Annotated in this window: 19 protein-coding genes and 2 pseudogenes; 6 read left to right on the top strand and 15 right to left on the bottom strand. The window is 65.8% G+C overall.

The window, feature by feature from the left end; genetic code table 11:
- Positions 1-23: 23 nt before the first annotated feature.
- The 4 genes from hrpA to GBG68_RS03430 all read right to left on the bottom strand — a co-directional run bounded on the left by hrpA (position 24) and on the right by GBG68_RS03430 (position 6,082).
- Positions 24-3,887 (bottom strand): ATP-dependent RNA helicase HrpA, encoded by a 3,864-nt coding sequence (gene hrpA, locus GBG68_RS03445; RefSeq protein WP_152145169.1) that lies wholly within the window; start codon positions 3,885-3,887, stop codon positions 24-26.
- 24 nt (positions 3,888-3,911) lie between these two features.
- Positions 3,912-4,433 (bottom strand): metallophosphoesterase family protein, encoded by a 522-nt coding sequence (locus GBG68_RS03440; protein ID WP_152145167.1) that lies wholly within the window; start codon positions 4,431-4,433, stop codon positions 3,912-3,914.
- 9 nt (positions 4,434-4,442) lie between these two features.
- Positions 4,443-5,048, bottom strand: a complete 606-nt coding sequence (gene thrH / locus GBG68_RS03435; RefSeq protein WP_152145165.1) for a bifunctional phosphoserine phosphatase/homoserine phosphotransferase ThrH — start codon at positions 5,046-5,048, stop codon at positions 4,443-4,445.
- A 104-nt stretch (positions 5,049-5,152) separates the two neighbouring features.
- Positions 5,153-6,082 (bottom strand): 5'-nucleotidase, encoded by a 930-nt coding sequence (locus tag GBG68_RS03430; protein ID WP_152145163.1) that lies wholly within the window; start codon positions 6,080-6,082, stop codon positions 5,153-5,155.
- 164 nt (positions 6,083-6,246) lie between these two features.
- On the opposite strand from GBG68_RS03430, the gene GBG68_RS03425 reads away from it, so the two are divergent.
- Positions 6,247-6,918 (top strand): Bax inhibitor-1/YccA family protein, encoded by a 672-nt coding sequence (locus GBG68_RS03425; RefSeq protein ID WP_152145161.1) that lies wholly within the window; start codon positions 6,247-6,249, stop codon positions 6,916-6,918.
- 106 nt (positions 6,919-7,024) lie between these two features.
- Here GBG68_RS03425 and cobA read toward each other — a convergent pair.
- A pseudogene (gene cobA / locus GBG68_RS03420) lies at positions 7,025-7,807 on the bottom strand (uroporphyrinogen-III C-methyltransferase); the annotation flags it as partial.
- A 110-nt stretch (positions 7,808-7,917) separates the two neighbouring features.
- Here cobA and cysB point away from each other — a divergent pair.
- Positions 7,918-8,898, top strand: a complete 981-nt coding sequence (gene cysB, locus GBG68_RS03415; RefSeq protein WP_152145157.1) for an HTH-type transcriptional regulator CysB — start codon at positions 7,918-7,920, stop codon at positions 8,896-8,898.
- 196 nt (positions 8,899-9,094) lie between these two features.
- On the opposite strand, the gene GBG68_RS03410 is transcribed toward cysB, so the two are convergent.
- From GBG68_RS03410 to GBG68_RS14280, 7 genes and pseudogenes are all read right to left on the bottom strand, one after another.
- A complete protein-coding gene (locus tag GBG68_RS03410) occupies positions 9,095-9,661 on the bottom strand; it encodes a hypothetical protein (protein WP_152145155.1) in 567 nt (188 codons plus the stop codon).
- 222 nt (positions 9,662-9,883) lie between these two features.
- On the bottom strand, positions 9,884-11,161 hold the full coding sequence (gene serS, locus GBG68_RS03405) for a serine--tRNA ligase (protein WP_152145153.1): 1,278 nt from the start codon (positions 11,159-11,161) through the stop codon (positions 9,884-9,886).
- An 18-nt stretch (positions 11,162-11,179) separates the two neighbouring features.
- The gene (crcB, locus tag GBG68_RS03400; RefSeq protein ID WP_152145151.1) at positions 11,180-11,560 is read right to left on the bottom strand and encodes a fluoride efflux transporter CrcB; all 381 of its coding nucleotides are present in this window, start codon (positions 11,558-11,560) and stop codon (positions 11,180-11,182) included.
- 59 nt (positions 11,561-11,619) lie between these two features.
- Positions 11,620-12,231, bottom strand: coding sequence for an outer membrane lipoprotein chaperone LolA (gene lolA, locus GBG68_RS03395; RefSeq protein WP_152145149.1), 612 nt, complete (start codon positions 12,229-12,231; stop codon positions 11,620-11,622).
- A 5-nt stretch (positions 12,232-12,236) separates the two neighbouring features.
- Positions 12,237-14,567 carry a DNA translocase FtsK gene (locus GBG68_RS03390; protein ID WP_152145147.1) on the bottom strand — a complete coding sequence of 777 codons (2,331 nt, stop codon included), beginning with the start codon at positions 14,565-14,567 and terminating at the stop codon, positions 12,237-12,239.
- Positions 14,568-14,716: 149 nt separating this feature from the next.
- The gene (locus GBG68_RS14285) at positions 14,717-15,286 is read right to left on the bottom strand and encodes a hypothetical protein (RefSeq protein WP_264297973.1); all 570 of its coding nucleotides are present in this window, start codon (positions 15,284-15,286) and stop codon (positions 14,717-14,719) included.
- A 152-nt stretch (positions 15,287-15,438) separates the two neighbouring features.
- Positions 15,439-15,786 (bottom strand): annotated as a pseudogene (locus GBG68_RS14280) (alanine dehydrogenase); the annotation flags it as partial.
- 76 nt (positions 15,787-15,862) lie between these two features.
- Between GBG68_RS14280 and GBG68_RS03380 the strand changes: the two are divergent.
- From GBG68_RS03380 to infA, 4 genes are all read left to right on the top strand, one after another.
- Complete coding sequence (locus tag GBG68_RS03380) at positions 15,863-17,020, top strand: GNAT family N-acetyltransferase (protein WP_152145145.1); 1,158 nt, start codon at positions 15,863-15,865, stop codon at positions 17,018-17,020.
- Positions 17,017-17,769 (top strand): leucyl/phenylalanyl-tRNA--protein transferase, encoded by a 753-nt coding sequence (gene aat / locus GBG68_RS03375; protein ID WP_152145143.1) that lies wholly within the window; start codon positions 17,017-17,019, stop codon positions 17,767-17,769. Before GBG68_RS03380 ends, aat begins: the two co-directional genes overlap by 4 nt.
- A complete protein-coding gene (locus GBG68_RS03370; RefSeq protein ID WP_152145142.1) occupies positions 17,756-18,484 on the top strand; it encodes an arginyltransferase in 729 nt (242 codons plus the stop codon). The genes aat and GBG68_RS03370 overlap by 14 nt, the downstream gene beginning before the upstream one ends.
- A 136-nt stretch (positions 18,485-18,620) precedes the next feature.
- On the top strand, positions 18,621-18,839 hold the full coding sequence (infA, locus tag GBG68_RS03365; protein WP_152145140.1) for a translation initiation factor IF-1: 219 nt from the start codon (positions 18,621-18,623) through the stop codon (positions 18,837-18,839).
- Positions 18,840-18,916: 77 nt separating this feature from the next.
- On the opposite strand, the gene clpA is transcribed toward infA, so the two are convergent.
- The 3 genes from clpA to GBG68_RS03350 form a co-directional block, all read right to left on the bottom strand.
- Positions 18,917-21,175 (bottom strand): ATP-dependent Clp protease ATP-binding subunit ClpA, encoded by a 2,259-nt coding sequence (gene clpA, locus GBG68_RS03360; RefSeq protein ID WP_152145138.1) that lies wholly within the window; start codon positions 21,173-21,175, stop codon positions 18,917-18,919.
- Positions 21,176-21,298: 123 nt separating this feature from the next.
- Positions 21,299-21,610, bottom strand: coding sequence for an ATP-dependent Clp protease adapter ClpS (clpS, locus tag GBG68_RS03355; RefSeq protein ID WP_152145136.1), 312 nt, complete (start codon positions 21,608-21,610; stop codon positions 21,299-21,301).
- 330 nt (positions 21,611-21,940) lie between these two features.
- Positions 21,941-23,536: an isocitrate lyase gene (locus GBG68_RS03350; RefSeq protein WP_152145134.1), complete on the bottom strand. Its 1,596-nt coding sequence runs from the start codon at positions 23,534-23,536 to the stop codon at positions 21,941-21,943.
- Between the last annotated feature and the right edge of the window lie 140 nt (positions 23,537-23,676).

Genomic DNA, 23,676 nt, shown 5'->3' with positions numbered 1-23,676 from the left:
CTGCGCTGCAACATGGCTATGCCCTATTGGACTTCCTTCCAGAGCTGATGCAGCCGTTTCTCGGATACCGGCACGGCGGTGCCCAGTTCCTGAGCGAACAAAGACACCCTGAACTCTTCCAGCAGCCAGCGATATTGCCGCAGCGCCGCATCGTCGATGCCACGGCTCTCGTGCTGCCGGCGGCGCTCCAGATACTGCTCCCACAGGGGGCGGATTCGACGCAGGCCCGGGCGGTCGCGGCCCGGATCCCGAGCGATCTTGTCCAGACGCTTGTGCAGGGCCTGAAGATAGCGCGGCAGATGCGGCCACCACTCACGTGGAGTGCGCAGCGCGAAATCCGCGGGCAGCAGGGCATCCAGCTGTTCCCGGGCGTCGGCCAGGCTTTCCATCTGGCTGAGCGCCTGGGGCGCGCGCAGTGCCCGGCGCACGCCCTGGTAGGCTTCCAGCACCTGGGCGGTCTGCTCGGCGAGTCGGGTGGCGACGGGCACCAGCTCGGCCCTGCCCTGCTCCAACCGGCGCAGGAACTCCGCGCGACTGCGGGGCAAGCCCAGGTCCAGCTCGAAGCAGCGCTCGAAAGCGGTCTCGGTGATCAGCGCGCGCAGCTCATCGCTGTTGCCCAACCCCCGGTAGAGCAGGCCCAGCTTGTCCAGGCCCGGGAGCTGTCGGCGCAGGTAACGGTGCTGTTGCGCCAGACGCAGCTGGTAGAGCCGACGAATACCCTCGCGGTTGGCCTGCGCCGCCCGGGCCGGGTTGTCCATCAGAGTCAGCGCAAGCCCCTGGCCCTGCACCTGCAGCGCAGGCCAGGCCTGCAGGCTGACCCCCTGCTGTTCGAAGCGGATGCTCTCGGGCAACTCGTCGAAATCCCAATCCCGCACCTCCTCGCGCTGCCACTGCGATGCCGCGGCGGGCTCGAAGGCACCGGCCGCCTCGCCGCCCCAGCGCCGTTGCAGGGCGCGCAGATCACGGCCCTCGGCGAGCACCTTGCCCTTGGGACTCAGCACGCGGAAATTCATCCGCAGATGGGCCGGAAAATCCACGCCATCCCAGGCATCGATGGGCACGTCCACCCCGCTCATGCGCCGCAGCTCGGCGCGCACCGCCTCCAGCAGGGAACCCTCGCCGGCGGGCAAGGATTGCATCAGCGCCCGAGCATAATCCGGGGCCGGCACGAAGTGCTTGCGCAGTGCCTTGGGCAAGGCCTTGATCAGGGCGATGAGCTTCTCTTCCAGCAGCCCCGGCACCAGCCATTCAAAGGCGCCGGGGTCCAGCTGGTTGAGCGCGGCCAGGGGCACCTCCACGGTGACGCCGTCATCGCTGGCCGCCGGGTCGAAATGGTAGGCGAGCGGCAGGCGCAGCGGGCCCAGGGTGAGCTGCGAGGGATAGGCCTGGTCGGTGACCTGCTCGGCCTCGTGGGCCATCAGGTCCTCGCGGCGCATGTGCAGCAGCCGCGGATCGTCCTGCTCCGCCTGCACCCGCCAGCGCTCGAAACTCACCGTGTCGTGGATGTGCCCGGGGACGCGGGCGGCGTAGAAGGCGTAGCGACTCTCCTCGTCGGCGAGCACATCGCGGCGGCGGGATTTCTCCTCCAGGGCGCGGATCTCGTCGATCAGCGCCCGGTTGGCCGCGAGGAAACGGCCGCGGGTGCGCAGGCGTTCCTCCACCAGCCCCTCGCGCAGGAAGATCTCATGGCTGGCCGCGGGGTCCAGCGGGCCGTAGTTGACCTTGCGCTTCTCCACCAGCACCAGGCCGTAGAGGCTGATCTGCTCCCAGGCCGCGACCCGGCCGGCGCGGGCCTGCCAATGGGGCTCGAAGTGGCTGCGCTGTAGCAGGTGCGGGGCGAGCGCCTCCACCCATTCGGGGCGGATCTCGGCCACGTCCCGGGCGAACAGGCGCCGGGTCTCCACCAGCTCCGAGGCGACAATCCATTTCGGCTTGCGCTTGGCGAGCCCCGAGCCGGGGAAGATGCGCAGGCGGATTCCCCGCGCGCCCTCGTATTCGCCCTCCTCGTCCTTGCGAGCGATCTGCCCCACCAGCCCGCTGAGCAACGCCTGATGCAGGGCGCGGTAATCCGCCGGCTCCTGGTTGGCACGCAAACCCATGCCGTGGGTGAGTTCCCGCAGCTGGCGGTGGATCTCCTGCCATTCTCGCACCCGGGCGGGCGAGAGGAACAACCCGCGCAGGTGTTGCTGCCATTTCCGCTTGCTCAGATGCCGGGCCTGCTCGCGCAGATGCTCCCAAAGCTTCAGATAGCCGAGAAAATCCGAGCGCTCGTCGCGAAAGCGCGCATGGGCCTCATCGGCCGCCTGCTGCGCCTCCAGGGGGCGCTCCCGGGGGTCCTGAATGCTGAGCGCGGCGGTGATGACCAGGGTCTCCTCCAGCGCGCCGTTGCGCTCGGCCTGCAGCAGCATCCGCGCCACCCGCGGGTCCACCGGCAGGCGGGAGAGTTGCCGGCCTCGCTCGGTGAGCGCCCGCTGCTCGTCCACCGCGCCCAGTTCCCAGAGGGTCTTGAAACCGTCGTTGATCAGGCGCTGGTCGGGGGGTTCCAGGAAGGGGAAGGCCTCGATGTCCCCCAGGCCCAGGGCCTTCATCTGCAGGATCACCGCGGCGAGGTTGCTGCGGCGGATCTCCGGGTCGGTGAATTCGGGGCGGCCGAGGAAGTCGTCTTCGGCGTAGAGTCGGATGCACACACCCGGGCCCAGGCGCCCGCAGCGCCCGGCGCGCTGGTTGGCACTGGCCTGGGAGATGGGTTCCACCGGCAGGCGCTGTACCTTGCTGCGGAAGCTGTAGCGGTTGATGCGGGCGTAGCCGGTGTCGACCACATAACGGATGCCGGGCACGGTGACGGAGGTTTCCGCCACATTGGTGGCGAGCACAATGCGCCGGCCCCGCCCGGTGCGAAAGGCGCGCTGCTGCTCGGCCGCGCTCAAGCGTGCATACAGCGGCAGGATTTCGGCCTGCTTCGGGTGATGCTTGCGCAAGGCCTCGGCGGCCTCGCGAATTTCCCGCTCGCCGCTGAAGAACACCAGGATGTCGCCGGGGCCCTCGCGGGCGAGCTCGTCCACCGCGCTGACCACCGCCTGGGCCTGGTCGGCCTCGTCGTTGGGGGGCGGGCGGTAACGCAGCTCCACCGGGTAGCCACGGCCAGAGACCTGGAGAATGGGTGCGTCGTTGAAATGCCGGGCGAAGCGCTCGGGGTCTATGGTGGCCGAGGTGATGATCACCTTCAGATCCGGCCGCTGAGGCAGGATCTGCTTCAGGTACCCCAGCAGGAAGTCGATGTTGAGGCTGCGCTCGTGGGCTTCATCGATGATCAGGGTGTCGTAGGCGTCCAGGCGCCGATCGCCCTGCACTTCGGCGAGCAGCATGCCGTCGGTGAGCAGCTTGATGTGAGTGTTCGGGCCCACCCGGTCGCTGAAGCGTACCTTGTAGCCCACCGCCTCGCCCAGCGGCCGGCCCAGTTCCTCGCTGATGCGCGCGGCCAGCGTGCGGGCGGCCAGGCGCCGGGGCTGGGTATGACCGATGTGGCCGCGCACCCCCCGACCCAGTTCCAGGCAGATCTTCGGCAGCTGGGTACTCTTGCCCGAGCCGGTCTCGCCGCAGACCACCACCACCTGGTGGTCGCGAATGGCCCGGGCGATATCCTCGCGGCGGGCGCTGACGGGAAGCTCATCGGGGTAATCCGGTGTGGGCAGGTGCGCCTGGCGCCGGGCGACCGTTTCCCGGGAGTGTTCCAGGTCGGCGCGCAGGCTGTTCAGGCCCCGCTCATAAGGCTGGCCGCGGGCGGCGCGGCGTTTCAGCCCGCCAAGGCGCTTGCGCAGCGCCGGCCGGTCGGCGCCGAAGGCCTCGAGCAGTTGCTGCTCGAGCTGCGCCAGGGGTTTATCGCTCACGCGCCCTCCCCCACGGTGTCCAGATCAGATTGCGCGATACTTGCGCGGCTCCAGCCGCAGGGCTTCCACCTGCCAACCGTCCTCGTCCGCCTCCAGCACCAGGCAGGAAGGCCCGCCGTAGGTGCGAGTGCGCCCGGCGGCGCCGGGGTTGAGCACCCAGGGCTCGGCGCTGTCGTCCACCACCAGGCGGTGGCTATGGCCGTAGACGATAGCCCGGGCGTCGGGGTAGCGCTCGCGCAGATTGGCATGGCGCACATCCACCCCACCCGCGTCATCGCCGTGCACCACCACCAGTTGGCCGCCCGGCAGGTCCAGCCGGGCTTCCTCGGGCAGGGTTTCGAGCATGTGCACTTCCTGGCGCGACCAACGCTCGGGGCTGTCGTTATTGCCCTTGACCGCCACCAGCTGACCCCGGGGGCTCATGGCCAGCAGTACGTCGGCGCCGCCGATATCACCCGCGTGCACGGCCAGATCGCACTCGGCAATCTGGTCGGCGATGCGTGGGTCGAGGAAACCGTGAGTATCGGAGACGATGGCTACTCGCATGAATAACCGTCAGGCCCCGAAGCCCTGATCGATCTCGGCGCGCAACTCGTCGTAGGTGCGGGTCACCGGGTACTGCGGGAATTCGTCGATCACGTTCTGCGGCGGACAGAACAGCACGCCCTTGTCGGCGGCGCCGAGCATGGTGGTGTCGTTGTAGGAATCCCCCGCGGCCACGGTGCGGAAGTTCAGCTCCCGGAAGGCTTCCACGGCGCGACGCTTGTGGTCCTTCAGGCGCAGGCGGTAGTCGGCGATGCGGCCGCCCGCGGCGACTTCCAGCTGGTGGCAGAACAGCGTCGGCCAGCCCAGCTGGCGCATCAAGGGGCGGGCGAACTCCACGAAGGTGTCGGAGAGGATCACCAGCTGGTAGCGCTCGCGCACACCGTCCAGGAACTGCCGCGCGCCCTCCAGCGGGGTGAGCTTGTCGATGACCTGCTCGATGTCCGGCAGTCCCAGCTTGTGACGGTCCAGGATATCGAGCCGGTAGCGCATCAGTTCATCGTAATCGGGCACGTCACGGGTCGTGGCCCGCAGCTCCTCGATGCCAGTGAGCTCAGCGAAGTTGATCCAGATTTCGGGGATCAGGACCCCTTCCAGGTCCAGACAGACGATTTCCACAAAACACCCCTGGGTAGTCTGCGCGGCTTGAAAGCGGCGCCAACATATTCGGTTTCCGGGGCCGGCGCAAGGAAGCACCCTCGCGCCGGCGGATGAACCAGCCTTCAGAAGCCGGCCATGGTTTCCTCGTTGGCGACGCCGTGGGGCACGTGGCCGGTGGCCACATGCCGGCTCGCCAGCTCGCAGTGACCCTGCTGGTCGTCAAAAAAGATGTCGGCGCCGAAGGCCTCCAGGAACTCCGCCTTGGGCAGCCCGCCGAGAAACAGCGCCTCGTCGATACGCACCTGCCATTCGCGCAGGGTGCGAATCACGCGCTCGTGGGCGGGCGCGCCGCGGGCAGTGACCAGGGCGGTGCGAATGGGGCAGCTGCGGGCGTCGTACTGGGACTGCAGCGCATGCAGCGCGGCGAGGAAGCTCTTGAAGGGGCCGCCCTGCAGGGGCTCGCGGGCCTGGGCGCGCTCGGTGCTGGCGAATTCCTGCAACCCCTTGCTGCGGAATACCCGCTCGGCCTCGTCGGAGAACACTACGGCATCGCCGTCGAAGGCGATCCGCAATTCAACGTCCTCGCATTCATCGTCCCCGTCATGGCGCGCCGCCGAGGGCAGGATGGTGGCGGCGGCCTGACCGTGGTTGAGCGCCTCCACCACATCGTCCGGGTCCGCGGAGAGAAACAGATGGGCACCGAAGGCCGGCACGTAGCGGTAGGGGCTGAGCCCGTTGGTGAAGGCCGCGCGGGTGATGTTCAGCCCGTAATGGGCCACTGAATTGAACACCCGCAGGCCGGTGTCGGCGCTGTTACGCGAAAGCAGGATCACCTCCACCTTGGTGCGGTCCTGCTCGTCGTTCAACGCCAGCAGCTTGCGCACCAGGCCATAGGCCACCCCCGGGGCGAGCAGCTGGTCCTCGTGCTCGATCTGGTAACGGCAGTAAGCCTCCACGCCCTCTTCGGTATAGACCCGGTGGCTCTCGCTCATGTCGAACAGCGCGCGGGAGGAAATAGCGATGACCAGCGTATTGTCGAAGGTGACCGGCATAAGACCTCGCTAGGGGAACCGGATACGGTCAGTGTGGTCGAAAAACAGGGAACAAGCCCGGATTATGTTGGCAGAGGATAACCCTTCCGTTACCTTTGGTGCAGCGTACCTTTGGGGCAGCGCCAACAACAGGCGCAGAAAACTAGTCAATGGAGAGAGCATCGATGAATCAGCAGACCCAGACAGCCGCCATCGCCCGGGAAGGCGTACTGGCGACCAACAAGGTCATTCGCAACACTTATATCCTGCTGTCGCTCACCCTGCTGTTCAGCGCGCTGACCGCGGGTATCGCCATGGCGAGCAACGCCGCGCCCCTGCCCTGGTTCGTGGTGCTGATCGGCTACTTCGGCCTGCTGTTCCTGACCACCAAGCTGCGCAACAGCGTCTGGGGCCTGGCCTCGGTGTTCGCCCTCACCGGTTTCATGGGCTACACCCTGGGCCCGCTGCTCAGCTTCTACTTGAGCGCCTTCAGCAACGGCAGCGAACTGGTGATGATGGCCATGGGCGGCACCGGCGTGATCTTCGTCGGGCTCTCGGCCTACGCGCTGACCACCCGGAAGGACTTCAGCTTCATGGGTGGCTTCCTGCTGACCGGCATCCTGGTGGCTTTCCTGGCCGGGATCGGCGCGCTGCTGTTCAATTTGCCGGGCCTCGCCCTGGGCGTGAGCGCCATGTTCGTGCTGCTGATGGCCGGTCTGATTCTCTACGAGACCAGCAACATCATCCACGGCGGCGAGACCAACTACATCATGGCCACCGTGACCCTGTACGTGGCCATCTATAATCTGTTCACCAGCCTGCTGCATCTGCTGGGTGCGTTCATGGGCGAAGACTAGACCATCGGGGCGGCCCGGGCGCCCTTGAGTAGCCCCGCTTCGGCGGGGCTTTTTCATGCTTCTTCGCGGCTTGGCGGGCAAACCACTTCAACAAAGGCATTCACGCCTACACATCGGGCGGCCGGAAGCAGCCATCATCGGTGGAGCCGACGGGCTCGAACCAGCTGAGCTGGCGGTGCAGCTTCACCACGTCACCGACGATGATCAATGTGGGCGCACACAACTGTGAACGCTCGGCCAAGGCCGGCAGGGTCCGCAGATTGCCCACCAACACCCGCTGGTGATCCGTAGTGCCCTGCTGCACCAGGGCCGCGGGCGTGTCCGCCGCCAGCCCATGTTCTCGCAGGCCCGCGCAGAGCTCCGCGAGGCCGGCGAGCCCCATGTAAACCACCAGAGTCTGGCCGGGCCGCGCTGCGACTGGCCAATCCAGCTCCAGCCGGCCGTGGCTGCGGTGCCCGGTGACGAACACACAGGAATGGGCATGATCACGGTGCGTGAGCGGAATGCCCGCATAAGCCGAGCAACCGCTGGCCGCGGTGATTCCCGGTACCACCTCGAAGCGCACACCCTGGTCCATCAGGGTTTCGATCTCTTCTCCGCCCCGGCCGAAGATGAACGGGTCACCCCCTTTAAGGCGCACTACCCGGCGCCCGGCGCGGGCATGCTCCACCAGCAACTCGTTGATCCGGGCCTGGGGCACCGGGTGGCGCTCACGGCGTTTGCCCACGTCGATCAACCGAGCACCGGGTGGCGCCAGCGCGACGATGGCCGGCGCTACCAGCCGGTCGTACAGCACTACTTCAGCCTCACGCAACAAGCGGTAGGCCTTGAGGGTGAGCAGCTCGGGGTCGCCGGGCCCGGCGCCCAGCAGATAGACGATGCCTGTATCAGCCATGCCAGGAATCCTTCACATGCAGGCCGGCACTATAAGCGCCCCGACGATAGTTGCAAAAGTAATCAATTATTGTACTTTTAGACGATAGAGTTATAGGAGGCCGCATGAAACTCAACCAGCTGCGCTACATCTGCGAGGTCGCCCGGCGCGGGCTGAAAGTCTCCGCCGCGGCAGAGGCCTTGTATACCTCCCAGCCCGGAGTGAGCAAGCAGATTCGCATGCTGGAGGATGAACTGGGCGTACAGATATTCGCCCGCAGTGGCAAACACCTCAGCCACATTACCCCAGCGGGCAAGGCGGTGCTGGAGGAGGCGCAAAAACTGCTCGGGCAGGTACAGAACATCCGCTCCATTGCCGCAGAGCACAAGGACGAGAACCGCGGCAGCCTGAGTATCGCCACCACCCATACCCAGGCACGCCATGCCCTGCCCCACGTGGTTGCCCGTTTCCGCGAGCAGTATCCTGGGGTGAGTCTGCACATGCATCAGGGCACGCCCATGCAGATCGCGGAAATGGCCGCTCGCGGGCAGGTGGATTTCGCCATCGCCACGGAGGCCATCGCCCTGTTCGAGGATCTGGCCCTGCTGCCCTGTTACCGCTGGAACCGCTGCGTGGTGGTCCCGGAGGGGCATTCGCTGCTGAAAGAGAAGACGCTCACGCTGGAGAAGCTCGCCGAGCATCCACTGGTGACCTATGTCTTCGGTTTTACCGGTCGCTCCAAGCTCGACAAGGCCTTCCAGGACTGTGGGCTACAGGCCAATGTGGTGTTCACTGCCACGGATTCCGAAGTGATCAAGACCTATGTGCAGCTGGGCCTGGGGGTGGGCATCATGGCTGGAATGGCCTTCGAGCCGGAGCGCGATCAGGGCCTGCGGGCGATAGACGCCAGCCATCTTTTCGAGCCCAGTGTGACGAACATCGGCTTTCGCCGAGGTGCCTATCTGCGCGGCTACATGCACGAGTTCATCAAGCTTTTCGCCCCCCATGTGACGCGGGAGGTGGTGGAGCGCGCCGTGGCGGCACGCACCAAAGAAGAAAGGGCCAAGCTCCTCGAGGAGCTCAGCCCTTACCTGGAAGACCATTGATTCCCAGGCTTTGGGGGTAAGCAAGCCGGGCATCCTGCCCCTGCCCTGTTCGTCCGTGAGCCGTGCCTGTTTCCTCTCCAGGAACCCGCGTCCCTGCGGGTTCAAGCGCCTTGCATCCCTGCGACAGGCCGTCCTTGGCCAGTCGACGCATCCTTGCTTTATTGTTGATTTTCAGCCAGTTTGAGCTTCAGCCGCCTCAGGCGGTCTTCGCCGCTCGCTGAGCATTCTTGGCCGCCGGAGCCTTGGCCTGTGCGGCCTTCTCCGCCTTGCTCTCGGCCTCGGCCTGCTCGTCCGCCTGGCTACCGATGGCCTGCAGCCATTCCCGGTAGCGGGTACCGGCGGTGCGGGACATGTCGTTCCAGGCTTGCAGCAGACTGGCCTGATCGGTAGCGCCCTGGTGGCGCAGCTGCTCTCCGGCGCTCCGGGCCAGATCGAAGCCGGTGTGCCAGAGCGACTCACGCAACTCCAGGTTCAGCTCTATCGCATCCCAGTAGAAGCTGTTAACCGCGGCGGGCAGTGGCGGCATCGTGCTGGCGCCCACCGTGTGTTCACGAGCCTTGGCCAGCCACTGACGCTGCGCCTGCAGGACCGACTGCACGCTTTTCTCTGCCTGTGTGAGCTGCTCGGTGTAGAAGTCGGCCATGCGCGCACTGCCAGCCTGCTCACCCAAGGCGCGGGCGCCCCCGATCCACTGCTGCATGAGCGTGCGCCCCATTACCGCGAAACCATCCATAACGCCTTGCACCTTTTCTACTTCAGCCATGCCTGACCTCCTGGTCTTATTCTTCCCTGGAACACTGCCCCTTCCTGGGCTCGGCCGCGGAATGGCGAGTGGCCGTTCCGCGTCTGGGAACCAAGATTAGGAGGATGGGGCGCAGGGGTAAATGCTCCCTCGACGACAGCTCGTGTAAGCCTTGGCCGGGGGCTGTAGGCATTTTCTGACGCGCTGCAACACAATTGTTACAGCGCGAGGGCGAACGGACGATCAGTCGCCCAGGTAGCGGCTGCCACCGAGGTACGGCTGCAGTGCATCGGGCACACGCACGCGACCGTCGGCGTCTTGATAGTTCTCGAGGATGGCCACCAGACACCGCCCCACGGCGAGCCCCGAGCCGTTCAAAGTGTGCAACAGCTCAGGCTTTCCCGTTTCCGGGTTGCGCCAGCGCGCCTGCATGCGCCGGGCCTGGAAGTCTTCGAAGTTGCTGCAGGAAGAGATTTCCCGATAGGTCTGCTGCGCCGGCAGCCACACTTCCAGGTCGTAGGTCTTGGCCGCGGAGAAGCCCATGTCACCGGCGCACAGCGCCATGACCCGATACGGCAACCCCAAACGCTGCAGCACTTGCTCGGCGTGACCGGTGAGCGCTTCCAGGGCGGCGTAGGAATCCGCGGGGCGCACCATCTGTACCAGCTCCACCTTCTCGAACTGGTGCTGGCGGATCATTCCCCGGGTGTCCTTGCCGTAGGCGCCGGCCTCGGAGCGGAAGCACGGCGTGTGCGCGGTGTAGCGCAGGGGCAGGGATTCGGCGGGCAGGATCTCGTCACGCTGCAGATTGGTGACCGGCACTTCCGCGGTGGGGATCAGATAAAAGCGCTGCTCCCCGGCGGTGGCGAACAGATCCTCCTCGAACTTGGGCAGCTGGCCGGTGCCGCGCATGCTGTCGGCATTGACCAGGTACGGTACATAGACTTCCTCGTAACCGTGCTCGCGGGTGTGCAGGTCGAGCATGAACTGCACCAGTGCGCGCTGCAGTCGCGCCACGGCGCCGCGCAGCACCACGAAGCGGGAACCGGCGAGCTTGGCGGCGGCCTCGAAGTCCATGCCCGCGTGCAAGGCACCCAGCTCCACATGGTCCCGGGGCTTGAAATCCAGCGCCGGCGGCTCGCCCCAGCGACGCACTTCCTGGTTGTCCGCTTCGCCATTGCCCGCCGGAACGCTCTCATGGGGCAGATTGGGCATCCCCATCAGAAGCTCGTCCAGTTCGTCCTGTACGCCCTGCAATTCGCCCCGCGCCTGCTCCAGGCGCTCGCCCAAGCCGGCCACTTCGTCTAGCAGCGGCTGTATGTCCTCACCCTGGGCCTTGGCCTTGCCGATGGCCTTGGAGCGGGAATTACGCTCATTCTGCAGCTCCTGGGTCTGCACCTGCAGCGTCTTGCGGCTCTGCTCCAGTTCACGGTAACGAGCGACGTCCAGTTCGTAGCCGCGGCCGAGCAGGCCTTGCGCGACGGCTTCCACATCGGCGCGCAGCAATCTTGGGTCCAGCATGACGTTCCTTGCGAGTAATCAAATAAATTGTCGGGCCACCAGCAGGCCGGCCCAGGCGCCCAGCAGACACAGCAGGGTGCTCGAGAGCACATACACAGCGGCCTTCACAGGCTGGCCGGACTGCATCAGCAAGATCGAATCCAGCGCGAAACTGGAATAGGTGGTGAAGGCGCCCAGCACTCCCGCAATCAGCAGTGCCTTGCCCGTGGCGTGGCCCGGCGCTTGTTCCACCAACACTACGTAGGCCAGGCCGATCAGGGTACTGCCGATCAGGTTGACCGCGAAGGTCCCATAGGGAAAGCCCCGCCCCAATGCGCCGTAGATGACCTGACTGAGCACGAAGCGGCCCATGGCCCCCAGGGCGCCCCCGGCAGCCACCAGCAACAGCTCACGCCCCATACCGGCGCCCGGGAATTGTATCGAGTGTGCGCCTCAACGGACCAGTCCTCGGGCGCTCGTCACTGCCCGGGGGCGATCACGTCCACGCCCTCGGGAACCTCGAAGCGGAAGGTATCGACGGGCAATCGCGGATTGACCCGCAGATCCGCCAGCTCCAGCCGGGTGATCTGGCCCATGCCGTCATCCACTTCCAGCAACCGCGGCAAGCCGCCTTCCAGGTACATCATTATCGCTTGAAAGTCCCAGTCCGGATCACGGGGGATCAGACGCAGCCAGTTCTCGTCCACTTCCTGCAGGCGAAAGGCCTCGGTGAGTTCGCTGCCGTCGCCGCTCAGCAGAATCGCCGGGCCCACTCCCAGCACATCGCCCAGGGAGCGCACCGTGACCTGTTCCAGATCCGCGTCGTAGACCCATAGCCGCTGGCCGTCGGCGAGTATCAGTTGCTCGTAGGGCTCGCGATAATCCCAGCGAAAGCGGCCCGGGCGCTGCAGGGCCATACGCCCGCGAGACTCCTCGAGCACTCGCTCCTGCCCGTTCTCCACGGTCTGGCGGAACTCGCCGCCGAGACTGCGCACGTCCTGGAAATAGCGCATCAGATCGGCCCTGGGACCGGCGAGCGACGGCAGGGCGAGCAGCGTCAGCATCAAGGCGAGCAGCGTGCGTGCGATCATCGGTTTCAATCCTTCGGTGGCGGCGGGGCTAGAACGTCCCGTTGGCCGTTGGCTTGCAGGGCGCCCACCACACCGCTCTCCTCCATCTGCTCCACCAGGCGCGCGGCCCGGTTATAGCCGATCTTCAACCGGCGCTGCACACCGGAGATGGAGGCACGGCGGGTTTCGGTGACGATGGCCACGGCCTGGTCATAGAGCGGGTCGGCCTCGCCGTCCGGCGAGGATTCACCACTCAGGCCCGGCACGGGGGCGGTTTCCGAGGCGTCCTTGAGCACTTCTTCCACATACTCCGGCCGGCCATGCTCCTTCAGGTGCGCCACCACCTTGTGGACCTCGCCATCGGCGACGAAAGCGCCATGCACCCGCTGGGGCAGGCCGCTGCCCGGCGCCAGGTAGAGCATGTCGCCATGACCCAGCAGCGCCTCGGCGCCCATCTGGTCGAGAATGGTGCGGGAATCCACCTTGGAGGACACCTGGAAGGCCATGCGGGTGGGGATGTTGGCCTTGATCAGGCCGGTGATCACGTCCACCGAGGGGCGCTGGGTGGCCAGCACCAGGTGGATGCCGGCGGCGCGCGCCTTCTGAGCGAGACGGGCAATGAGTTCCTCTACCTTCTTGCCCACCATCATCATCATGTCGGCGAACTCGTCCACCACCACCACGATGAAAGGCAGCGCCTGCAGATCGGGCGCGGTGGGCATGGCTTCGGTATCGCCGAAGGCCGCCGTGTCGGGCACCTTGAACAGCGGATCCTTGATCGGCTCGCCCCGCTCGGCGGCCTCCCGTACCTTGCGGTTGAAACCGGCCAGGTTGCGCACGCCCAAAGCCGCCATCAGGCGGTAGCGCCGTTCCATCTCGCCCACGCACCAGCGCAGGCCATTGGCGGCTTCCTTCATGTCGGTGACCACGGGGGCGAGCAGGTGCGGAATATCGTCGTAGACCGAAAGTTCCAGCATCTTCGGGTCGATCATGATCAGCCGCACCACCTCCGGTGTGTACCGATAGAGCAGGCTGAGGATCATGGCGTTCACGCCCACGGACTTGCCCGAGCCGGTGGTGCCCGCGACCAGCAGATGAGGCATCTTCGCCAGGTCCACCACCACGGGCTTGCCCGAGATGTCCTTGCCCAACGCCAGCGGCAGCGCGGCGCCGGCCTTCTCGTATTCCCGGGAGCGGATGATTTCGGAGAAGGCGATCAATTGGCGCTGCTCGTTGGGAATTTCAAGCCCCACCACGGACTTGCCGGGAATGACTTCCACCACACGCACGGCGGTCACCGAAAGGGCCCGAGCCAGATCCTTGGAGAGATTGCTGATCTGGCTGACCTTCACCCCGGGGGCGGGCTGCAGCTCGAAGCGGGTGATCACCGGCCCGGGCTGCACCTCGACAACTTCCACCTCCACGCCGAAGTCGCCCAACTTGAGCTCCACCAGCCGCGACATGGCCTCCAGCGCTTCCTTGCTGTAGCCCGCCCGCTGCTCGGGCGGCGGGTCCAGCAGGACCACCGGGGGCAAACCGTCGCTGGTGGGGCCATCGAACAGGGGAATCTGCCGCTCCTTCTGGGCTTTGACACTGAGCTTGGGCTCTTCCAGCTTGGGCGCGATCTGTGGCGGCTTGCGCTTGGCCAGCTTGCGCGCTTCCTGGACGCGGCTGGCGCTGCGCTCGCGCCGCGCACGGCGCCCGGCCTGGTAATCCCGCAAACGCTGCCAGGCTCCGGCCGTGGCCGCCGCCAGGCGCAGGGACAGGCGGCCGAGCATGTCCATCAGCGCCAGCCAGGACAGACCTGTGAAGATAGTCACGCCGGCAAGGAAGGCCGCCAGGGTGAAGATGGTGGCCCCGGTGAAGTTCAGCGTTGCCCGCAGTGCACCGCCCGTCAGCTCGCCCAACACTCCGCCGGCGCTAAGCGGCACGGTGCCCGGCACCGCGGCGAAGTGCAGATACGCCAGCGTCGCCCCGGATATCACCGTCACCACGAAGCCGGCGAAGCGCAGGGAGAATACGCCCCAGTGGAAACGCCCGTCCTGACGCTGCCAGCGGAACGCCAGCAACGCCCCATAAGCGATCATCACCGGGAACAGATAGGCCAGATAGCCGAAGAGATAAAGGCTGATATCGGCGAACAGCGCGCCGGCCTCGCCGCCCAGGTTATGAATACGCTCGGCCGAGACCCCGTAGCTCCAACTCGGATCACGCGGATCGAAGCTCAGCAGCGCCAGCAGCAGAAAGATGGCCAGCGCCAGCAGCAGCAACAACACCGCCTCGCGCAGACCGCGATGGATATGGTGCCCCAGGGGCGATGGCAGCGCCTTGCTGTTATCGGTGTCGGTTTTCGCCACGAAAGATCACTATTCCCTGTTGGGGGCGGAAGGGCGTCTTTTGATGTGCCGCACAATTACCCCAAAGCCGTGCCGCTGTGCAAGGAAGGCGCGCACTACACGCGCAATTCCCCAGTGCGGCGCTGATTAATACCCTCGGGAGACACTGATCATTGCCCATGGGCCTCCCGCACCGCAGGGTGCACGATACGGCCCTCGGCCACGTTCAGGCCCATGCTCAGGCCCGGGTCCCGGTCGGCCCCATCGCTCAGCAGGCGCCGCAACCAGGGCAGCAGACGGGCCGACAGCGCTTCACTGGCGGTGCGCGGCACCGCGCCGGGCATATTGCTCACACAGAAATGGTTCACGCCATGCACCTGATAGACCGGATCGCGGTAATCGGTGGCCCGCGTGGTGGCCACGCAACCGCCCTGGTCCACGGCGATGTCCACGATCACACTACCGGGCTCCATGGCCCGCACGCTGTCCTCGCTCAGTATCACCGGCGCGCGCGCACCCGGGACCAGGACTGCGCCGATGATAACATCCGCAGCGGGCGCGAGTTCCGCCACCAGCTCGGGATAACTGAAGCGGCTCTCCACATTGGCCCCCAGGGCCGAGGCCGCCTCCAGCGCGCGGGGTTTGATATCCAGCACCTGCACCCGGGCGCCGGCGGCCGCCAGCCCCGCGGCGGCGTGCAAGCCGGCCTGGCCCCCACCCAGCACCAGGGCGTGCCCCACAGGGGTACCGGGGAGCCCGCCCAGCAGCAGCCCCTTGCCACCCCGGGGCGCGCACTCAGCAGATCAGCGGCGATCTGCGCGGCCAGCCGCCCGGCAATGGCACTCATGGGCTGCAACAGCGGCAAGCCCCCCTCCTCTTCGACGGTCTCGAAGCCATAGGCCCGCACACCCTGCCGACACAGCCCCTCGGTCAGCGCCCGATTGGCCGCCAGATGCAGATAGCAGAACAGCTGCTGCCCCTGACGCAGGCGCTGCAGCTCCTCATCCAGCGGTTCCTTGACCTTCACCAGGGTATCGGCTCGCGCCCAGAGCTCTTGGGTATCAACAAGCCGAGCGCCCACCGCCTCGTAGGCCGTGTCCGAAAATCCGCTGAGCCGGCCGGCAGCCCGCTCCACCAGCACTTCATGCCCCTCATCGACCAAGGCGGCACAGGCCGCCGGTGTCAGCGCCACGCGCGCCTCCAGCGGCTTTGTCTCCCGGGCCACACCCAGCCGTGCCATGGATACCTCCAGCTCTACCGCCTCGCATCGGTTAACATCAGTATACATAGCCGCTTCGGGGAGCCCCGCGCCCAGCATGCAGATCCGTTTTGCCGCCAGCCTGGACGAGGTGGAAGCCAGCCACTGGAATCGCCTGGCGGGTACCGACAACCCGTTCGTGCGTCACGAGTTCCTGCATACGCTGGAGGTGAGCGGTAGCGTGGGCGGGCACAGCGGCTGGCACCCCCATCACCTGCTGATCGAGCACCAGGGCGAGCTGCTCGCCGCCGCGCCCCTTTATCTCAAGGCGCATTCCTGGGGGGAATTCGTCTTCGACTGGAGCTGGGCCGAGGCCTACGAACGCCACGGTTTGGCGTATTACCCGAAGCTGGTCGCCGCCTCACCGTTCAGCCCCGTGACGGGGGCACGGCTGCTTTGCGGCGACGTGGAACGCGGGCCGGAGCTGAGGGCGCTGGCGGCGCGGGCCATCCGTGACGAGGCCCGGCGGCTGGGTCTGAGTTCCGCCCATGGGCTCTTCCCCGAGGAATCGGAGCTGAGCAGCTGGGAGGCTCAGGGCTTCCGGCACCGTCTGGGGGTTCAGTACCACTGGCACAACCGCGACTATCGCGACTTCGAGGACTTCCTCGCCGCGCTTAGCTCACGCAAGCGCAAGAACATACGGCGGGAGCGTCGGGGAATTGAGCACAGCGGCATCGAATTCCAACGCCTGCGCGGCACCGCCATCAAGGCCTCCCACTGGCGCGCGATGGAGCGCTTCTATCGGAGCACCTTCATGTCGCGGGGCAACCCTGCCCCCCTGCGCCCGGGCTTTTTCGCCGCCCTGGGCGAGCGGATGCCGGAGGCGGCGTTGCTGATTCTCGCCTGTCGGGACGGCGAGCCTGTGGCCGGCGCCTTCTGTCTGCAAGGCGCGGACACCCTGTACGGCCGCTACTGGGGCTGCGATGAGGAGATCTCCGGACTGCACTTCGAGACCTGTTACTACCAGGGCATCGATTACTGCATCGAGCAGGGCCTGCAGCGATTCGAACCCGGCGCCCAGGGCGAGCACAAGGTCCCTCGCGGCTTTCTGCCCCAGGCCACCCATTCCGCGCATTGGATCGCGGAGCCAGCCTTCGCCGCGGCCATCGAGGATTTCCTGCAACGCGAGCAGGCCATGGTGCGCGAGTATATGTCCGGGCTGCTGGAGCGGCATAATCCCTATCGAAATTCGGGTGACACCGAGGCCCCAGGATGATCGAATTGCCCTGGCTGAACGAGGATGACCAAGCCTGCGAATTCCCGCCGGTGACGCAGGCGCTGAGCGAGCCCAATGGCTTGCTCGCGGCCGGCGGGCGCCTCAGCCCACAGCGCCTGGAAGCGGCCTACGCCCGGGGCATCTTTCCCTGGTTCTCCGAGGGCCAGCCCGTGCTGTGGTGGAGCCCCGATCCGCGTGCCCTGCTCTATCCCCAGGAGCTGCGCGTCAGCCGCAGCCTGCGCAAACGGCTGCGCAACGGCGGCTTTCGCGTCAGCCTGGACGAAAACTTCCCGGCAGTGCTGCGCGCCTGCGCCGCCCCTCGGGAAGACGGCGCCGGCACCTGGATCACCGAAGACATGCAGGCAGCCTACCGCGCACTGGCCGAACGGGGCGTGGCCCATTCGGTGGAAGTCCGGCGCGGCGACGCCCTGGTGGGCGGGCTCTACGGCGTGGCGCTGGGCGGCGCCTTTTTCGGGGAGTCCATGTTCAGCCGTGAGCGGGACGGTTCCAAGATCGCCCTGTGCTGGCTGGCCGGGCAACTGCGACGCTGGGGCTACGCCTTCATTGATTGCCAGTTACCCAGCGCCCACCTCATGAGCATGGGGGCCCGGAGCGTGGCCCGCGCCGACTTTATCCGCCAACTGCAGCACGCCCTGATGCGGCCCGGCGCACCCCGCGCCCCGTGGTGCTTCGACCTGGATTATCACCCCCTGACGGAGGCACAGCCCGGTGTCCATGCAGAACATTGATTCCGCGGATCAGGCTCGGTTGTCCCTGTTCGGCACCGGTCCGCACCCCTGCGCCTACCTGACGGAGCGTGTGGCCCAGACCCAGTTCGTCGACCCCGGCGCCCGGCTGTCCACGCCCAGGTACAGCGCGCTTGTGCAGCGCGGCTTCCGTCGCAGCGGCCAGTACGTTTACCGGCCCCGTTGTCCGGAGTGCAGCGCCTGCCAGTCGCTGCGGGTGCCGGTGGCCGAGTTCACCCCGCGCCGGCGCCACCAGCGATGCCTGCGCAGGAATGCCGATTTACAGGTGAGGCGCGCACCGGCGCACTTCGACGAGGAGCATTTCGCCCTATACCGCCGCTACGTGGCCAGCCGCCATGCCGGCGGCGACATGGACGACCCGGACCCACACAAGTACATGGACTTCCTCCACGCCCCCTGGTGCGATACCGGCTTTTACGAATTCCGCGCGGCCGGGCGGCTGATGGCCGTGACCGTGGTCGATGAGCTGCCCGCCGGCCTGTCGGCGGTCTACACCTTCTTCGACCCGGAGGCCTCTGGGCGGGGCCTGGGTACGCTGGCGATACTCTGGCTGATGCAATACAGCCGCCGCCTGGGATTGCCACACGTCTATCTGGGTTACTGGATCGGCGAGAGCCCGAAAATGGCTTACAAGGCCGATTATCATCCCCATGAAATCTACACACGAGACGTCTGGCGCCGGGTGGAAGCGCCCTGAACCAAGGGCTGAGCACGCACCTTTTGCCGCTGCGAGCAAAACTTGCCTGCGCAGGGCAATGCTTTGCTACAATGCGCGGCTATCCGGCAACAAAGACGTTTCCGGAACATTTGTCAGGCATCAAGAGAGAGGTTGAATGGCAAAGGAAGAGTCGATCAAGATGCAGGGGACCATCATCGATACCCTGCCCAACACCATGTTCCGCGTCGAGCTGGAAAACGGCCATGTGGTGACCGCACACATCTCCGGCAAGATGCGCAAGCATTATATCCGCATTCTCACCGGCGACATCGTGACCGTGGAACTCACGCCCTACGACTTGACCAAAGGCCGCATCACCTACCGCCAGCGCTGATCCCCCGCCTGCCCGGCGCTCCGGGCCCTCTCGGCAAACCGATTTGACCCGGCGCGGGATCCGGGGAAGCGGCCGTGTCAGTGCACGGCCTCTTCTTCGCCCAGCTCGAAGCTCAGCGCGTCGCCCTCCAGCCGCACCTTGACGTGCCCGCCCCGGCTTAGTCGCCCGAACAGCAGCTCCTCGGCCAGGGGCTTCTTCAGGTGCTCCTGAATGACCCGGGCCATGGGCCGCGCGCCCATCTTGGCATCGTAACCCTTCTCCGACAGCCATTGCCTGGCCGGCTCGGTCACCGCCAGGGTGACGCGTTTGTCCGCCAGCTGCAGCTCCAGCTCGCCGATGAACTTGTCCACCACCCGCTGAATGGTGTGGGCGTCCAGCGGGTTGAACTGGATGACCGTGTCCAGACGGTTACGAAACTCCGGCGTGAAGGTCCGACGGATCGCCTCCATGCCGTCGCTGCTGTGGTCCTGGGGCGTAAAGCCGATGCTGCCCCGATGCATCTCGGTGGCGCCCGCATTGGTGGTCATGATCAAAATCACGTTGCGGAAATCCGCCTCCCGACCGTTGTTGTCGGTGAGCGTGCCGTGGTCCATGACCTGCAGCAGCAGGTTGAAGACATCCGGGTGGGCCTTCTCGATCTCATCGAGCAGGACCACTGAATGCGGGTGCTTGATCACCTCTTCGGTGAGCAGCCCGCCCTGGTCGTAGCCCACGTAGCCCGGCGGCGCGCCAATCAGCCGCGACACCGTGTGCCGCTCCATGTACTCGGACATGTCGAAGCGGATCAGGTTGATCCCCAGCAGCTTCGCCAGCTGTCGGGTGACCTCGGTCTTGCCCACCCCGGTGGGGCCGGCGAAGAGGAAGGAGCCCACCGGCTTGTCCACGCCACCCAGGCCGGCGCGAGCCATCTTGATGGTGGCCGCCAACGCGCCGATAGCCGAGTCCTGCCCATAGATCAGCAGTTTCAGATCCCGCTCCAGGGTCTCCAGCACTCCCATGTCGTGGCTGGATACCCGTTTGGGCGGAATACGGGCGATCTTGGCGACGATTTCCTCGATATCGTGCACACCCACGGTCTTCTTGCGCTTCGAGGGCGGCGCCAGCTGCAGCCGCGCCCCGGCCTCGTCGATCACGTCGATGGCCTTGTCGGGCAAGCGCCGGTCATTGATGTGACGCGCGGCCAGATCCGCCGCCGCCTGCAGGGCGGGCTCGGTGTAGCGCACGCTGTGATGTTTCTCGAAGCGGGACTTGAGGCCCTTGAGGATCTGCACCGTCTCGGGCACGGTCGGCTCGCCCACGTCGATCTTCTGGAAACGCCGAGCCAGCGCCCGGTCCTTCTCGAAGATACCGCGATATTCCTGATAGGTGGTGGAACCGATGCACTTCAGCTCGCCGCTGGCGAGCATGGGCTTGATCAGGTTGGAGGCGTCCATCACCCCGCCGGAGGCGGAGCCGGCGCCGATCATGGTATGGATCTCGTCGATGAACAGCACCGCGTGCGGTCGCTTCTTCAGCTCCGCCAGCAGGCCCTTGAGCCGTTTCTCGAAATCGCCCCGGTACTTGGTCCCCGCCACCAGCGCGCCCAGATCCAGCGAGTAGATGACGCTGTTCTTGAGCACATCGGGCACCTGGCCATCGACAATCAGCTTGGCCAGCCCCTCGGCGATCGCGGTCTTGCCCACACCGGCCTCGCCCACATAGAGCGGGTTGTTCTTGCGCCGCCGGCAGAGCACCTGGATGGTGCGCTCGACTTCCAGTGCGCGGCCGATCAGCGGGTCGATCTGCCCCTTGCGTGCCTTCTCGTTGAGGTTGCTCGCATAGGCCTTGAGCGGACTCTTGGCGGTTCCGCCCTCGCCTTCATCCTCGCCCCCGGGCGCGGCCTGCTCGGCATCTTCCTCATCGGAGACACTGGAAATTCCGTGGGAGAGGTAGTTCACCACATCGAGGCGGGTGATGTTCTGCTTTTGCAGGAAATACACCGCCTGGGATTCCTGCTCGCTGAAGATCGCCACCAGCACATTGGCGCCGGTCACCTCGCTCTTGCCCGAGGACTGCACATGCAGGATCGCCCGCTGCAGCACACGCTGGAAACCCAGGGTCGGCTGGGTCTCGCGGCTGTCATTGGGGGGCAGCAAAGGGGTGGTCTCCTCGAGAAACACCTCCAGCTCCCGGCGCAGGCGGTCCAGATCAGCGCCGCAGCCACGCAGGACAGCGACCGCCGCGGGGTTGTCGGTAAGCGCCAACAGCAAATGTTCGACGGTGAGAAACTCGTGCCGCTTCGCCCTCGCCTCCTTGAAGGCCAGATTGAGGGTGAATTCCAACTCTTTACTCAACATGGACGCTCACCTCGATGCCCGGGACATGGACTCCGACAGAACCTGATTCCTCGCTGGGGAACCGCCGGCATATTCGCCCACCGCCACTGGTTGACCGGCGGTACCTTGGAATGCAGCGCCTCTTCAAGCCTCTTCCATGGCGCTCAACAACGGATGGCCGCATTCGCGCGCATAGTCGTTGACCTGCATGACCTTGGTCTCGGCGATGTCCCGGCTATAGACGCCGCACTCCCCCTTTCCTTCAGTATGAACGCGAAGCATCACCTGTGTCGCGCGGCTTCGGTCCATGCCGAAGAAGTTCTGCAGTACCTCTACCACGAACTCCATGGGCGTGTAGTCGTCATTGAGCAGTACCACCCGGTACAGGGGCGGCCGCTTCAAGCCAGGCCTGGCCTGCTCTACCGCCAGACCGCCGTCATGCCGTTCCTCAGTCATCGCTATCAGTGGAAGATCTAGGAGCAAGGCGCTCACTTTAAAAGACCGCGCGCGCGGCACAAAATTCCCCCGCCCTCGCCAATCGCCTGACCGAGAACGGGCCCGATGGCAGCCATCATAACGCGAACATAGCCGCACCGCAGAGACACCACGCATAAAAGCCCTCGTCGCGCTGGAGCGGACCACCTACCAGCGTTGCGCAGGGTGTCGAGAGGCCTCTGCGAGATCGTTGCGGGCTCTCCCGGAAAACGGGTTGAGTCATAAAAAAACCCCCGCGAGCGCGGGGGTTCCTCGTAGGGGACGCCGAAGCGTCCGCACCATGGGCGTTCCTTAGAACTGGTTCATGGTGTTGTCTTTACCACCGGCCTTCAGCGCAGCTTCACCGGCGAAGAACTCCTTGTGGTCATCGCCGATGTTGGAACCGGCCATGTCCTGGTGCTTCACGGTGGCGATACCCTGACGGATCTCCTTGCGCTGCACACCGGCAACATAGGCCAGCATGCCTTCGTCGCCGAAGTAGCCCTGGGCCAGGTTGTCGGTGGACAGGGCCGCGGTGTGGTAGGTCGGCAGGGTGATCAGGTGATGGAAGATACCTGCCTTGGCGGCGCCCTCACGCTGGAACTCCGCGGTCCACTTGTCGGCTTCCACAGCCAGCTCGGTGCTGTCGTACTCGGCGCTCATCAGCTTGGCACGATCGTAGGCGGACACGTCCTTGCCCTGCTCCTGCCAGGCGTCGAACACCTGCTGGCGGAAGTTCAGCGTCCAGTTGAAGGACGGGCTGTTGTTGTAGACCAGCTTGGCGTTCGGCACCGCTTCGCGGATGCGGTCCACCATGCCGGCGATCTGGCCGACGTGGGGCTTCTCGGTCTCGATCCAGATCATGTCCGCGCCGTTCTGCAGGCTGGTGATGCAGTCCAGCACCACGCGGTCTTCACCGGTGTCCTTGCGGAACTCGAACAGGCCCGAGGCCAGGCGCTTGGCCTTGACCAGCTTGCCGTCCTGCTTGATGACGACATCACCGGGGCCGATCTCGGAAGCGTCGCTGATGACATCACCGGCGATGAAGCTGTTGTACTGATCACCCAGATCCCCGGCTTCCTTGGAGACGGCGATCTTCTGGGTCAGGCCGGCACCCAGGGAGTCGGTGCGGGCGACGATCACGCCGTCGTCGACACCCAGCTCCAGGAAGGCCATGCGCACGGCGTTGATCTTCTGCAGGAAGTCGGCGTGGGGCACGGTGACCTTGCCGTCCTGATGGCCGCACTGCTTCTCGTCGGACACCTGGTTCTCGATCTGAATGGCGCAGGCGCCGGCTTCGATCATCTTCTTGGACAGCAGGTAGGTCGCCTCGGCGTTGCCGAAACCGGCGTCGATGTCGGCGATGATCGGCACCACGTGGGATTCGTGGTTCTCGATCTGGTTTTCCAGATCCTTGACCTTGGCCTGGTCACCGGCCTGCTTGGCTTCGCTCAGGGCACGGAACAGGTGGTTCAGTTCCCAGGCATCGGCCTGACGCAGGAAGGTGTAGATTTCCTCGATCAGCGCCGGCACGGAGGTCTTCTCGTGCATGGACTGGTCCGGCAGCGGGCCGAACTCGCTACGCAGGGCGGCGACCATCCAGCCGGACAGGTAGATGTAACGGCGCTTCGTGTTACCGAAGTGCTTCTTGATGGCGATCATCTTCTGCTGGGCGATGAAGCCGTGCCAGCAACCCAGGGACTGGGTGTAGTTGGCGGGATCGGCGTCGTAGGCCGCCATGTCCTCGCGCATGATCTTCGCGGTGTACTTGGCGATGTCCAGGCCGCTCTTGAAGCGGTTCTGGGCGCGCATGCGCGCGGCATCTTCCGGGTTGATGGCGTCCCACCGGCCGTCCTGAGCCTGGCGCAAGGCTGCGATTGCTTCGATATCTTTGGAGTACTGTGACATGGTCAATCCCATTGCTGCGGAGTGAAGCCCGAAGTGCTCGGACGGGTCGGGTACCTTGGTTCTCGTTGCCAGGCGCACCCACCGAGCCGGGTGCGCATTCTAGCGACAAATGATGCCCGCGTCAGTTTCTGCCCGGCGCT

The sequence above is a fragment of the Alkalilimnicola sp. S0819 genome (assembly GCF_009295635.1).
Lineage (GTDB): Bacteria > Pseudomonadota > Gammaproteobacteria > Nitrococcales > WHIW01 > S0819.
Note: the sequence above shows the minus strand (reverse complement) of the source record. Positions and strands in the feature narration are given on the sequence as shown.

Bases quoted from the DNA above. Each gene is read 5' to 3' on its own strand.
- GBG68_RS03440 (WP_152145167.1), bottom strand. From the start codon at position 4,433: ATGCGAGTAGCCATCGTCTCCGATACTCACGGTTTCCTCGACCCACGC.
- GBG68_RS03430 (WP_152145163.1), bottom strand. From the start codon at position 6,082: ATGCCGGTCACCTTCGACAATACGCTGGTCATCGCTATTTCCTCCCGC.
- GBG68_RS03425 (WP_152145161.1), top strand. From the start codon at position 6,247: ATGAATCAGCAGACCCAGACAGCCGCCATCGCCCGGGAAGGCGTACTG.
- cysB (WP_152145157.1), top strand. From the start codon at position 7,918: ATGAAACTCAACCAGCTGCGCTACATCTGCGAGGTCGCCCGGCGCGGG.
- GBG68_RS03410 (WP_152145155.1), bottom strand. From the start codon at position 9,661: ATGGCTGAAGTAGAAAAGGTGCAAGGCGTTATGGATGGTTTCGCGGTA.
- serS (WP_152145153.1), bottom strand. From the start codon at position 11,161: ATGCTGGACCCAAGATTGCTGCGCGCCGATGTGGAAGCCGTCGCGCAA.
- crcB (WP_152145151.1), bottom strand. From the start codon at position 11,560: ATGGGGCGTGAGCTGTTGCTGGTGGCTGCCGGGGGCGCCCTGGGGGCC.
- lolA (WP_152145149.1), bottom strand. From the start codon at position 12,231: ATGATCGCACGCACGCTGCTCGCCTTGATGCTGACGCTGCTCGCCCTG.
- GBG68_RS03380 (WP_152145145.1), top strand. From the start codon at position 15,863: ATGCAGATCCGTTTTGCCGCCAGCCTGGACGAGGTGGAAGCCAGCCAC.
- aat (WP_152145143.1), top strand. From the start codon at position 17,017: ATGATCGAATTGCCCTGGCTGAACGAGGATGACCAAGCCTGCGAATTC.
- GBG68_RS03370 (WP_152145142.1), top strand. From the start codon at position 17,756: ATGCAGAACATTGATTCCGCGGATCAGGCTCGGTTGTCCCTGTTCGGC.
- infA (WP_152145140.1), top strand. From the start codon at position 18,621: ATGGCAAAGGAAGAGTCGATCAAGATGCAGGGGACCATCATCGATACC.
- clpA (WP_152145138.1), bottom strand. From the start codon at position 21,175: ATGTTGAGTAAAGAGTTGGAATTCACCCTCAATCTGGCCTTCAAGGAG.
- clpS (WP_152145136.1), bottom strand. From the start codon at position 21,610: ATGACTGAGGAACGGCATGACGGCGGTCTGGCGGTAGAGCAGGCCAGG.
- GBG68_RS03350 (WP_152145134.1), bottom strand. From the start codon at position 23,536: ATGTCACAGTACTCCAAAGATATCGAAGCAATCGCAGCCTTGCGCCAG.